Origin of the sequence: Micromonospora sp. NPDC050686, assembly GCF_040654475.1 — a bacterium.
GTDB lineage: Bacteria > Actinomycetota > Actinomycetes > Mycobacteriales > Micromonosporaceae > Micromonospora.
In genome coordinates, this window is record NZ_JBFAID010000016.1 from 21,832 (window position 1) to 34,072 (window position 12,241).

Annotated in this window: 11 protein-coding genes; 5 read left to right on the forward strand and 6 right to left on the reverse strand. The window is 74.8% G+C overall.

The window, feature by feature from the left end:
• Positions 1-170 precede the first annotated feature (170 nt).
• Positions 171-2,201, forward strand: coding sequence for an ABC transporter ATP-binding protein (locus tag AB0H57_RS13765; RefSeq protein WP_357506079.1), 2,031 nt, complete (start codon positions 171-173; stop codon positions 2,199-2,201).
• A gap of 14 nt (positions 2,202-2,215) precedes the next feature.
• Here the strand turns inward: AB0H57_RS13765 and thrS are convergent, their stop codons facing one another.
• Positions 2,216-3,433, reverse strand: a complete 1,218-nt coding sequence (thrS, locus tag AB0H57_RS13770) for a threonine--tRNA ligase (RefSeq protein ID WP_357506081.1) — start codon at positions 3,431-3,433, stop codon at positions 2,216-2,218.
• A 502-nt stretch (positions 3,434-3,935) separates the two neighbouring features.
• Between thrS and AB0H57_RS13775 the strand changes: the two genes are divergently transcribed.
• Positions 3,936-4,544 (forward strand): DedA family protein, encoded by a 609-nt coding sequence (locus AB0H57_RS13775; protein ID WP_357506083.1) that lies wholly within the window; start codon positions 3,936-3,938, stop codon positions 4,542-4,544.
• A 230-nt stretch (positions 4,545-4,774) separates the two neighbouring features.
• Positions 4,775-5,389: a DUF998 domain-containing protein gene (locus AB0H57_RS13780; protein ID WP_357506085.1), complete on the forward strand. Its 615-nt coding sequence runs from the start codon at positions 4,775-4,777 to the stop codon at positions 5,387-5,389.
• On the opposite strand, the gene AB0H57_RS13785 is transcribed toward AB0H57_RS13780, so the two are convergent.
• Positions 5,367-6,770 (reverse strand): NAD(P)H-quinone dehydrogenase, encoded by a 1,404-nt coding sequence (locus tag AB0H57_RS13785; protein WP_357506087.1) that lies wholly within the window; start codon positions 6,768-6,770, stop codon positions 5,367-5,369. The genes AB0H57_RS13780 and AB0H57_RS13785 overlap by 23 nt on opposite strands.
• Before the next feature lie 106 nt (positions 6,771-6,876).
• Between AB0H57_RS13785 and AB0H57_RS13790 the strand changes: the two genes are divergently transcribed.
• Positions 6,877-7,332, forward strand: a complete 456-nt coding sequence (locus AB0H57_RS13790; protein ID WP_357506089.1) for a gamma-glutamylcyclotransferase — start codon at positions 6,877-6,879, stop codon at positions 7,330-7,332.
• A 193-nt stretch (positions 7,333-7,525) separates the two neighbouring features.
• Here the strand turns inward: AB0H57_RS13790 and AB0H57_RS13795 are convergent, their stop codons facing one another.
• The 3 genes from AB0H57_RS13795 to AB0H57_RS13805 are packed head-to-tail and all read right to left on the reverse strand — an operon-like array spanning position 7,526 to position 9,900.
• On the reverse strand, positions 7,526-8,278 hold the full coding sequence (locus AB0H57_RS13795) for a hypothetical protein (RefSeq protein ID WP_357506091.1): 753 nt from the start codon (positions 8,276-8,278) through the stop codon (positions 7,526-7,528).
• Between the two features lie 31 nt (positions 8,279-8,309).
• Positions 8,310-9,266 (reverse strand): hypothetical protein, encoded by a 957-nt coding sequence (locus tag AB0H57_RS13800; RefSeq protein WP_357506093.1) that lies wholly within the window; start codon positions 9,264-9,266, stop codon positions 8,310-8,312.
• A 4-nt stretch (positions 9,267-9,270) separates the two neighbouring features.
• Positions 9,271-9,900, reverse strand: coding sequence for an MBL fold metallo-hydrolase (locus AB0H57_RS13805; protein ID WP_357506095.1), 630 nt, complete (start codon positions 9,898-9,900; stop codon positions 9,271-9,273).
• A gap of 115 nt (positions 9,901-10,015) precedes the next feature.
• On the opposite strand from AB0H57_RS13805, the gene AB0H57_RS13810 reads away from it, so the two are divergent.
• On the forward strand, positions 10,016-10,987 hold the full coding sequence (locus tag AB0H57_RS13810; protein WP_357506097.1) for a DUF4349 domain-containing protein: 972 nt from the start codon (positions 10,016-10,018) through the stop codon (positions 10,985-10,987).
• On the opposite strand, the gene AB0H57_RS13815 is transcribed toward AB0H57_RS13810, so the two are convergent.
• Positions 10,944-12,203, reverse strand: coding sequence for an amidohydrolase (locus tag AB0H57_RS13815; RefSeq protein WP_357506100.1), 1,260 nt, complete (start codon positions 12,201-12,203; stop codon positions 10,944-10,946). The genes AB0H57_RS13810 and AB0H57_RS13815 overlap by 44 nt on opposite strands.
• Positions 12,204-12,241: the final 38 nt, after the last annotated feature.

Consider the following 12,241-nt stretch of genomic DNA (forward strand, 5'->3'; position numbering starts at 1 on the left):
GCCGGGGTTGCGAGCCCCGCAGCCGCGAACGAACGGAGGCACCCCCGTGAGCGCGAGGAGCGAGCCGGGGTTGCGAGCCCCGCAGCCGCGAACGAACGGAGGCACCCCCGTGAGCGCGAGGAGCGAGCCGGGGTTGCGAGCCCCGCAGCCGCGAACGAAGGAGGCACCGCGTGACCGCGCCACGCGTACCTGATCAGAAGGCCGCCGCCGACGGGCGGACGCCGCAGCGGCTGCCCGCCGCCGGCCGGCGCGGCGGCGGTGGCCCGCCGTGGATGGGCGCCGCCATGCCGGCGGAGAAGTCGATGAACTTCGGGCCGTCCGCCCGGCGGCTGCTGGGCCGGCTCCGGCCGCACCGGGTACGCCTGTCCGGCGTGCTCCTGCTGGCCGTGTCCAGCGTGGCCGCGGCGGTGATCGGGCCGAAGATCCTCGGCCACGCGACCGACCTGATCTTCGCCGGGGTGATCGGCCGGCAGCTGCCCGCCGGCAGCACCGCCGACCAGGCGGTCACCGCGGCCCGGGCGGCCGGCAACGACAACTTCGCCGACATGCTGGCCCGGATGGACGTGGTGCCCGGGGTGGGCATCGACTTCGCCGCGCTGGGCCGGGTGCTGCTGCTCGCCCTCGGCCTCTATCTGCTGGCCAGCCTGCTCGCCTGGTGGCAGGGATGGCTGCTCAACACGGTGGTGCAGCGAACCGTGCTGCGGCTGCGCGCCGACGTGCAGGACAAGTTGAACCGGCTGCCGCTGCCGTACTTCGACCGGCAGCCCCGGGGTGAGCTGCTCAGCCGGGTCACCAACGACATCGACAACATCTCGCAGACCCTTCAGCAGACGCTGAGCCAGCTGGTCACGTCGCTGCTCACCGTGGTCGGCGTGCTCGCCATGATGTTCTGGATCTCGCCCCTGCTGGCGCTGGTCGCGCTGGTCGCGGTGCCGGCCTCGGTGCTGGTGACCCGGGCCATCGCGAAGCGCTCGCAGCGCCGGTTCGTGGCCCAGTGGCGGCACACCGGCGAGTTGAACGCGCAGATCGAGGAGGCGTACACCGGCCACGAGCTGGTCAAGGTCTTCGGCCGGCAGAAGGAGGTGGAGGCGGCCTTCCACGCCAAGAACGAGGAGCTGTACCGGGCCAGCTTCAGCGCCCAGTTCATCTCCGGGCTGATCATGCCGGCGATGATGTTCGTCGGGAACCTCAGCTACGTCGCGATCGCGGTGGTGGGCGGGCTGCGGGTGGCGTCCGGGACGATGAGCCTCGGCGACGTGCAGGCGTTCATCCAGTACTCGCGGCAGTTCACCCAGCCGCTCACCCAGGTCGCCTCGATGGCGAACCTGCTCCAGTCCGGGGTCGCCTCCGCCGAACGGGTCTTCGAGGTGCTCGACGCCGAGGAGCAGGCCCCGGAGCGGGCCGGGCCGCCGCGGGTCGAGGGCCGGGTCGAGTTCGAGCACGTCAGCTTCCGCTACGACCCGGACAAGCCGCTGATCGACGACCTGTCGCTGGTCGCCGAGCCCGGTCACACGGTCGCCGTGGTCGGCCCGACGGGGGCGGGCAAGACCACCCTGGTCAACCTGATCATGCGGTTCTACGAGCTGGATGCCGGCCGGATCACCCTCGACGGGGTGGACATCACCGCGATGCCCCGGGACGAGCTGCGCGGCCGGATCGGCATGGTGCTCCAGGACACCTGGCTCTTCGGCGGCACCATCCGGGACAACATCGCGTACGGGCGCCCGGCCGCGACCGAGGAGGAGATCCTCGCCGCCGCCCGGGCGACCTTCGTGGACCGCTTCGTCCGCAGCCTCCCCGACGGGTACGACACCGTCATCGACGAGGAGGGCAGCAACGTCAGCGCCGGCGAGAAGCAGCTCATCACCATCGCCCGGGCGTTCCTGGCGGAACCCTCGCTGCTGATCCTGGACGAGGCGACCAGCTCGGTGGACACCCGTACCGAGGTGCTGCTCCAGCGGGCGATGGCCGCCCTGCGGTCGGACCGGACCAGCTTCGTCATCGCCCACCGGCTCTCCACCATCCGGGACGCCGACCTGATCCTGATGATGGAGCACGGCCGGATCGTCGAGCAGGGCACGCACGAGCAACTGCTCGCCCTGGGCGGCGCGTACCACCGCCTCTACCAGTCGCAGTTCACCGCCCCCACCGCCGAGGAGGAACCCGCCCTTCCCACCGCCCCGCAGCCCACCCGGGCCTAGGGGACGTCGTGGGGTCAGGACTCGGGCAGCAGGGTGGGCGAGCGGGTGGCGACCACCCGGGCGATCAGGGCGAGGGCGTCGGCGGCGGGCCGCGGGTCCAGCGCCCGGCCGTCGCGCAGCCGCAGGGAGACCGCGCCGGCGGCGGCCTCACGCGGGCCGACCACCCCGGCGTACGGCACGCGGCGGCGGGCGGCGTCCCGGATCCGGGCGCCCAGCGAGCCGGCCCGCTCCACCTCGACCCGCAGCCCGGCCGCCTCCGCCCGGCGGGCCAGCTCGAACGCGGCGTCCGCCTGCCCGTCGTCGACCGGCAGCAGCACCAGCTGGACCGGGGCGTACCAGGCCGGGAAGGCGCCCGCGTGCTCCTCGATCAGGTACGCGAAGAGCCGCTCCATGCTGCCGACCAGGCTGCGGTGCACCATCACCGGCCGCTTCCGGCGCCCGTCCGCGTCGGTGTACGACAGGTCGAACCGCTCCGGCTTGTCGAAGTCCAGTTGGATGGTGGAGATGGTCGACTCGCGGCCGGCCGGATCCACGACCTGGATGTCGATCTTCGGACCGTAGAACGCCGCCTCGCCCGGCCCCTCGACGTGGTCGGCCCCGTCGAGGGCGTCGCGGAGCAGTTCCTCGGCCCGCGCCCACTGCGCGTCGTCGCCGACGTACCTCTCCCCCGGCCCGCGCAGCGACAGCCGGAACCCCGCCGGCCGGATGCCCAGCGCGGCGTGCGCCTCGCGGATCAGCCGGAGGATCTCGCGTACCTCGTCGCCCACCTGCTCCAGGGCGCAGAAGTTGTGCGCGTCGTTCAGCGAGATGGCCCGGACCCGGGACAGCCCGCCGAGCACCCCGGACCGCTCCGCCCGGTACATCCCGCCGATCTCGGCGACGCGCAGCGGCAACTCCCGGTACGACCGGCCCCGGGCCCGGAACACCAGCGCGTGGTGCGGGCAGAGCGCCGGGCGGAGCACGAACTCGTCGTCGGCGCTCAGCCGCATCGGCGGGAACATGTCGTCGGCGAAGTGGCCCAGGTGCCCGGAGAGTTCGAACAGCTCCCGCCGGCCCAGCGGCGGCGAGTAGACGTGCCGGTAGCCGGCCCGGCGTTCCAGCTCGCGGACGTACTCCTCGACGGCGTGCCGGGCGGCGGCGCCGGCCGGCAGCCAGATCGGCAGGCCGGCGCCCGCGAGCGGGTCCGAGACGCACAGCTCCAGCTCCCGGCCGAGCCTACGGTGGTCGATCATGTCGCCCTCCTTGATCGGGTACGACCCGGAGGCGAGCTGGCCCGGTACGCGGCGAGGCCCCGGGGCGGTTCGCCCCGGGGCCTCGTCGACGAAAACGTCAGTGCGGCGCGCCGGGGATTCCCGGCGTCGTGGTCACCACCGCGCTGCGCATGCCGCGACGGTACGCGCGGGCGCTCGACCCGCGCACCCGAATATCGGGGAGCTTGGGGCGGGCCGCCGGCACGGGACCTGCCGGCGACCCTCGGCGGCCACCTCGCCAGGAACGGGGGACCCGGCGCGCATGGCCGCGCGAGTCACCACGGTACGCGCACGATCGCCGATCCGCCGCCCGCTCCGGCCCGCGTCGGGCAACGGCATTTCCGTCACACTCCGGCGACCTGCGTCGTCGCCACCGGGTGGCGCGGCCGTGTCCGTGGTCACCGGCGACCGGCCCCGTGTACGGCGACCCGGGGCGGTCGCGCAGGCTCGATGGGAGAGGTCAGCCGGATCCGGCGAGGTGGCAGTGCCCCAATTACTCACTGACGTGGCGTCGCCGACGGCGGCCTACCTCGTGCTGCTCGCCCTGCTGCTGGTGGACGCGTTCGTGCCGATCGTGCCCACCCAGATCGTCATGATCACCGGCGGCGCGCTCACCGTGTACGGCTGGCTCGACCTGCCCACCACCATTCTTGTCGGCGCGCTCGGCGTGTTCGCCGGTGACCTGGCCTGCTACCTGCTTGGCCGGAGCGCGCCCGACCGCCGGCCGCCCCGACCCGGCACGCCGAACCGGGCCCGGCGAGTCGCCAGCCGGGTCACCCGCGGGCTGCGCCGACCCGGCCCGATGGTGATCCTGCTCTGCCGGTTCGTCCCCGGCGGCCGGATGGCGGCCTGCTTCGCCGCCGGCCGCAGCCGCTACCCGTACCGGCTGTTCCTCTGCTACGAGGCCGCCGCGGCGGCCGGCTGGGCGACGTACGGGGCGCTGGTCGGGCACCTCGGTGGCACGGCGCTGACCCAGTCCGCCTGGCGGTTGGCCGCGATCGCGGCCGTCGCGGCGGGCGGGTTCGCCGCCGCCGGTTGGGCGATGGCCCTGGTCGGCGCCCGCGCCGCCCGCGCCGGGGCCACCGACGACTGACAGCCGACGCGCTGCGGGGCGGTGGCGCGAATGCGCGTGATATCTCTGAGGCATAGATATTCCTGAGAGGTATCGCGCTCATTCGGTCACCTCGCCTCTGTCGCCGTGACAGGCGGTGGCCGGGTCGGTGACGGTGCACGTCCCCGGGGTCGGCGTAGGGGACCTCCCCCGGATCGATGTCGGTGGCGGTCCCGGATCCGCTTCGGGTGCTCCCGGCGACAGGCTGAGGCATGCCTGGAAACCGGACGACGGGCCTGCTGGCCCTCGGCGGGATCGCCCTGGCGGCGGTGCTCGCCGTGCTCGCTCACCTAGAGGTTGACGACGACCTGAGTCCCTGGTCGCTGACCGTCAGCGACTTCGCCGTCTCCGACCGGGGCGGTGTCCTGGACGTGGCGATGGTGCTGCTCGCCGCGGCCAGCGCCGTGCTGCTGCCGGCGCTGGGCCGCTCAGGTGCCCACCGGGCGGCCCAGCCCCTGCTCGGGGCGTGGGCCGCCGGGCTGCTCACCTCGGCCGTCGTGCCGACCAACCCGCCCGGCCTGCCGATGGACACCGCCGCCTACGTCCACCGGTACGCCTCGGCGGTGGCGTTCCTCGCCCTGCCGCTGGCTGGCTGGCTGCTCGCCGGCGGTCTGGGCGGGCGCGCGGCCGGCTGGCTGCGCGCCCTCACCCTGACCAGCCTGGTGCTCGCCGGCGCGATGATCTGGTCCGCCTACCCGGGTGACCGGGTGCTGCTCGGCCTGGTCGAACGCCTGCTGATCCTCGCCGAGGTCGGCCTGCTCACCGTCGTCGCGGTCCGGCTGGCCCGATCGGTGTCGCCTCGGCTCACTCCAGCTCGTGCAGCATGAGCTGGCGGGCCGCCTCGGTGATGGAGCCGGAGAGGCTCGGGTAGATGGTGATCGTCTGGGCCAGCTCGTTGACGGTGAGGTTGTTCTCCACCGCCATGGTGATCGGCAGGATCAGCTCGCTGGCCTTGGGCGCCACCACCACACCGCCGATGACCTGGCCACTGGCCGGGCGGCAGAAGAGCTTGACGAAGCCGTCGGCCAGGTCGGCCATCTTCGCCCGGGCGTTGCCGGACAGCGGCAGCATCACCTGGCGGGCGGGGATCTTGCCGGCGTCCACCTCGTCCTGCGAGACGCCGACGGTGGCCAGCTCCGGATCGGTGAAGACGTTCGCCGCCACGGTACGCAGCCGCAGCGGACGGACCGCCTCGCCCAGCGCGTGCCACATCGCGATCCGGCCCTGCATCGCGGCCACGCTGGCCAGCGGCAGCACCCCGGTGCAGTCACCGGCGGCGTAGACGCCCGGCACGTTGGTCCGGGACACCCGGTCCACCGCGACGTAACCGCCCCGGGCCAGCTCGACGCCGTACTCGGCGAGGCCGAGATCGGCGGTGTTCGGGATCGAGCCGACCGCGATCAGCGCGTGCGAGCCGTACGCGACGCGGCCGTCGGAGAGCGCGACCTCGACGCCGTCGGCGGTCCGGCGGACCGCGTCGGCGCGGGAATTGTTCAGGATGCTCATGCCCCGGTTGCGGAAGACCCGCTCGATCGCCATCGCCGCGTCGGCGTCCTCGTGCGGCATGACCCGGTCCCGGCTGGAGACCAGGGTGACCTGCACCCCCATCGCCAGGTACGCGCTGGCGAACTCGGCACCGGTCACGCCGGAGCCGACCACGATCAGGTGCTCGGGCAGCTCCGGCAGGTCGTACACCTGGCGCCAGGTCAGGATGCGCTCCCCGTCCGGCACGGCGGTGGGCAGCTGCCGCGGCGTGGCGCCGGTGGCGATCAGCACGGTGGCGGCGTCGATCGGGTATTCGTCGGCGCCGTCGGCCGGGGCGACGATCACCTGGTGGGTGTGGCCGAGCTTGTCCTCGCCGAGTCGGGCGCCGCCGGCCACGAAGGTCACGCCCGCCTTGATCAGCTTGGCGTGGATGTCGGCCGACTGGGCGAGGGCCAGCCGCTTCACCCGCTCGTGCACCGTCCGGGCGTCGACGGTCACCGCCTCCAGCCCGTCCGAGTGGACCCCGAACTCCTCGGTGTCCCGATAGCCGGTGACCACCTCGGAGCTGGCGATGAAGGTCTTGGACGGGACGCAGTCGGAGAGCACGCAGGCCCCGCCGGCCCCCTCCGCCTCGACGACGGTGACATCGGCGTCCAGCTGGGCGGCGACCAGCGCCGCCTCGTACCCGGCCGGCCCTCCGCCGATGATCACGATCTGGCTCACAACGCTCGCCCCTCGTCAGTGTTCACAGTGACTTTCTTCTCCCGGACACGTCCGACACGCACCGTCGTATTCTCCCCCACCCGCCCGCCGGGCTATCGTCATCGCCGTGCGTCATTACGCCGCCTACGGCTCAAACCTCGATCCCGCCCGGATGCGCGCCTACTGTCCGCACTCGCCGATGGTGGGCACCGGCTGGCTGGAGGGCTGGCGGTTGACCTTCGCGGGCGAGGACGCGATCGGCTGGGAGGGCGCGGTCAGCACGGTGGTCGAGTCCCCCGGCGACCGGGTCTTCGTGGCGCTGTACGACATCCACCCGTACGACGCCGCCCAGCTCGACGAGATCGAGGGGGTGACCGCCGGGACGTACCGCAAGCTCACCGTCCGGGTCTCGACGCTGGACGGGGACGTGACGGCCTGGGTCTACGTCTTCGACGGCTACGAGGGCGGCCTGCCCATCGCGTGGTACCTCTCGGAGATCGCGAACGCGGCGCAGAAGGCGGGCGCGCCGGACGACTACGTCACCGAGCTGCGGTCCCGCCCCACCGGCACGGCGTCCGCGTAGCGCGCATCCCACCCGGCCAGTCTGCGCCCCCGCCCGGACCGGCCGCCCACCGGCCCCGACCGGCGTCGCCCAGCACACACCGCCCCGCCGGGCCGGTGGCCTCGGCGCGGCGATCCTGGCCCTCGGCGGCCGGTGCGACGCCGCAGCCGCGCCGACCGAGGCGCCGGGCGGTCCGGCCGGGCCGCCCCGCCGGTCAGGCCGCCGTGCCGGAGCGGCGCAGGTGCGCCCGCGCGCTGGTCAACAGCTCCAGCAGCTCGGCGCCCTCGCCGGGGCCGAGGGCGCGGAACGCGGTGGCGGCCAACCGGTCGGTCACCGCCTCCGCCCAGAGCCGGCGCCGGACCAGCGGCCCGATCGGCGGGTACGGCGGCGGCCAGCCGCAGGCCGCCGCGCCGGCCTCCCCCTCCGGCCCGGCCAGCACCGCCTCCACCGGGGTCAGCCCCGCCGCCCGCACCGCCAGCAGGTACGCCCCCGCGAAGTGCTCGCGGAGCAGCAGCAGCCCGACGCCCGCGAGGGCACCCGCCCCGCCGTGCGGCACCGGCATGGCCCGCCACGCGGCGAACAGCGGCATCCCGGTCGCGTCGGCGGCACCGGTGATCCGGTGCAGCAGCTCGGCCAGGCGGGCCGCCCCGGGCAGCGGGGCGAGCTGCTGGTCGCCCCAGCGGCAGCACTCGGCGAGGTTCGCCGCGGCCACCTCGACCGGCCGGACCGTACGCGCCGCGGCGTCCCAGCCGTCGGCGACCGCGTCGGGGGCGATGAAGCCCAGCGCGGCGGCCACCGTCTCGGCGCGCACCTCACCGAGCGCGCCGGCCCGGCTGGTGATGTAGAAGGCCCACCCGGAGATGCCCAGCAACCGCGCCCGCCGCAGGGTGGCCGGGCAGCGGCTGAACAGGTCGCCCAGCTCCAGCACCGCCGGCTTGCTGGCGGCAGCGATCTGCTCCGGGGTCATCCGGCCCGCCCACCGTCGTCATCCATCGCGATCAGTGTGCCCGGTCGGCACGGTCGCTGGCAGTCCCCTCTTCGGCCGCCAGCTCCTCCAGGGCCGCCTCGACCTCACCGGCCCGGCGGCGGGCCGCCGTCACGCCCCGCTCGGCGGCCCGCCGGGCCAGCTTGGCCCGGCTCAGGTCCTGTTCGGCGGCGGCCCGGCGCCGCTCCAGTTCGGCCAGCTCCGCCTCCAGGTCGGCGAGGAGCTCCGCGCCGTCCTCCTCGGCCGTCGCCGCGCCGGTCAGCTCCGCCTCGGCCCGCGCCAGGTCGCCGCGCGCCCGGTCCAGCTCCCGGTCGAGGGCCCGGCGCCGTCGCGCCCGTTCCGCGGCGGCCGCGCGCTCGGCCCGTTCCGCCGCCCGGGTCTCCGCCGACTCGGCCCGGGTCTCCGCCAACTCGGCCCGGGGCTGCGCCGGTGGGGGTGGCGGTTCCTCCTCGGCGGTGGTGACCAGGCGCAGCTGCGGGCGCGGCACCTCGCCGAACCCGGCGTAGTGGGCCGCCCGCAGCAGCCGTCCCGAGCGGACCTGCTCGGCGACGTCGGCGTCGGAGAGCGCCGCGTTCAGGGTGGCCTCCACCTCGCCCAGCGGCAGCTTCCCGGCCGGCGGCCCCCCGGCCACCCCGGCGGCCAGGGCGCGCACCTCGGCCACCAGCGCGCCGACCACCGCCCGCCGCTGGGCGGAGAGTTCCCGCAGCCGGGGGCCGCGCAGCTCACGCTGCGCCGAACGCAGCGACTCGGCGAGCCGCACCAGGTCGGCCACCAGCTCCGGCCGGCGCAGGGCCAGCAGGTTGACCAGCCACGCCGCCACGGTCGGCCGGCGCAGCCGGGCGATCTCCCGGGCGGCGGTACGGTCGCCGGCCCGGCGCGCCTCGGCGACGGCCGCGTCCCGGGCGGCCACGAACCGGTCGGGCGGCTCGGCGTAGAGCCGCTCGACCAGGTCACGGGAGGGGCCGGGCATGGCCTCAGACGTCCAGCGTGGTGCCCGGGGCGAGCCGCTGGTAGTCGCTCCTGGACAGTGCGGCGTACTGCCGGTCGAGCACCGCGTAGCCCCGGTCGTTGAGCAGCCCGTCGTGCAGCGCGTACACCTTGCGCGGGGCGACCGCCCGGATGAAGTCGACCACCTCGGAGAACTTCGACCAGGGCGCGTGGATGGGCGCGAAGAGGCTGTCCACCTCGACCTCCCGCGGCACCTCCAGGGCGTCGCCCGGGTGGTACACGACGTCGTTCACCAGATAGCCGAGGTTCTCCACCACCGGGATGTCGGGGTGGATCACGGCGTGCCGGCCGCCGTACGCCCGGATCGGCACGCCCGCCGCGGTGAACGACGCGCCCGCCTCGACCGGGGTCAGCGCCGACGCCGCGTCGCCCAGCACGCCGGCGAGCGACGGGGGCCCGTGGATGACGAACGGCCGGCGGTCGAGCTGCCGGCTGACCGCCGCCACGTCGACGTGGTCCGGATGCTCGTGCGTGATCAGCACCGCGTCGGCCCCGTCCAGCGCCACCGGGTCGCTGAACGTGCCGGGGTCGATGACGAGCACTCCCCCGTCGTGCTCGATCCGCACACAGGAATGGGCGTACTTGGTGAGGTGCACCGCGCCTCCTCGATTACCGAATCGTGACGTCCTCTGCGCAGTCTGCCGGAACCGTGGCGGTGCCGCGCCGCGTCCGACCTATCGCCCCGACCGGGGCCACGGCGAAGGGGTGAAGATGCACAGAGGCAGCGGACGACGCCGGGCGGCCACGGCCGGGCTGGCGGCGGGACTGGTCGCCCTGCTGCTCGGCGGCTGCGGCGCCGGCGCGAGCGACAGTGGGAACAGCAGCGCCGCCGACGGGGCAGCGGCCCCGGCGAAGGCGCCCCTCGTCGGGGACGCCCGGGCCGGAGCGGCGCCGGAGGCCGGTGGCCCGGCCGAGCAGGCGAAGGGGGGCGCCGCGCCGGACCTGCGGGTGGACCAGCGGGCCATCATCTACACCGGAACGATGCAGGTCCGGGTGGACGACGTGGACTTCGCCGCCGGGCAGGCGGTGAGCATCGCCACGGCGGCCGGCGGGTTCGTCGGCGGCGACCAGCGGCAGAGCCGGGACAGCGACACCCGGGCGGAACTGCAGCTGCGGGTGCCGGCGGAGAAGTTCACCCGGGTCGTCGACCAGCTGGCCGCGCTGGGCCGGCAGGACTCCCGGGAGGTACGCACGGAGGACGTCACCGAGGAGACCGTCGACCTGGACGCCCGGATCGCCAGCCAGCGGGCCCGGGTGGAGAGCGCCCGGAAACTGCTCGCCCGGGCCACCACCATCAGCGACCTGGTGACGCTGGAGGGCGAGCTGGCCCGGCGGGAGGCCGACCTGGCCTCGCTGGAGGCGAAGAAGCGGCGGCTGGCCGACCTGACCGCGCTGTCCACCGTCACGGTGGCCTTCGTGCAGGCCGACGCCCCACCGGCCGCGAAGAGCGAGGCCGGCTTCCTGTCCGGGCTGCGCAACGGCTGGCACGCCCTGCTCGCCTCGCTTGGGGTGCTGCTCACCGTCCTGGGCGCGCTGCTGCCCTGGCTGATCGTGCTCGGCGTACCGCTGGGGTTGCTCTTCGCGGCGCTGCGCCGCCGCCGGCGGCGGGCCGCGCCACCGGCCGGACCGCAGCCGCCGGTCAGCGCGCCGCAGCCAGTGCCCGCAGCGCGGTCTGCACCATGACGCGTACGCCGACCGCGATCGCCCGCTCGTCCACGTCGAACGAGGCGCGGTGCAGGTCGACGTTGGGGCCGGAGCGGCCCACGCCGAGCCGGGCGAGGGCGCCGGGGACGTGCTCCAGGTACCAGGAGAAGTCCTCGCCGCCCATGCTCTGCGGGGTCTCGGCGACCCCCTCCGGCCCGAGCGCGGCGGTGGTCGCCGCGGTGAGCACCTGGATGGCCCGGGCGTCGTTGCAGACCGGCGGGCGACCACGGAGGTATTCCAGGTCCACCGTGGCGCCGGTCGGCGCGATCACGTCCCGGACCACCTGGGCGACGATCTTCGGCGCCTGCTCCCAGGTGTCGCGGTCCATCACCCGCAGGGTGCCCGAGGCGCACGCCTCGGAGGGGATGACGTTGTAGCGGGTGCCGGCCGACGCGTGGCCGAAGACCAGCAGCAGCCCGCTGTTGGCCGGCACCCGCCGGCTCACCAGCGCGGGCACCTCGGTGATCAGCCGGCCCAGCGCGTCGACCAGGTCGACGGTCAGGTGGGGGCGGGCGGTGTGCCCGCCCGGGCCGGTCAGCCGTACGGTCACGTTGTCGGCGGCGGCGGTGATCGGGCCGACCCGCAGGCCGACCCGGCCGACCGGCTGGTTGGGGTCGCAGTGCAGGGCGAAGATCTGCGCCACGTCGTCCAGGCCGCCGGCCTCGATGACCTCCAGCGAGCCGCAGGGCAGGATCTCCTCGGCCGGCTGGAAGATGAGCCGGACCCGGCCGTCGAGCCGGCCCGTGTCGGCGAGCTGGGCGAGCAGCATGCCGACGCCGAGCAGCACCGCGGTGTGCACGTCGTGCCCGCAGGCGTGGCAGACCCCGTCCACCGTGGAGCGGTACGGCACGTCCTTGACGTCGGTCAGCGGCAGCGCGTCGATGTCGGCGCGCAGCGCGATCACCGGCCCGTCGGGGCGGCCGTCGATGTCGCAGATGACCCCGTTGCCCTTGGGCAGCATCCGGGGGGTCAGCCCGGCCAGGGAGAGTTCCCGCGCGATCAGCGCGGCGGTCTCGAACTCGTGGCCGGAGAGTTCCGGGTGCGAGTGGATGTGACGCCGGGTGGCGATGAGCCCCGGTACCCGGAGCGCTAGCAGATGGTCGAGCTCGAAGGGCAGGGGCTGGGACCCGGACGGCGCCTCCGGCCAGGACGACGCCAGCTGGCCGCCCGCGGGCAGCGTCAACGCACTCGTCACGTCGAATTCTCGATCACTAGAAATGGAAGGATCTTCGG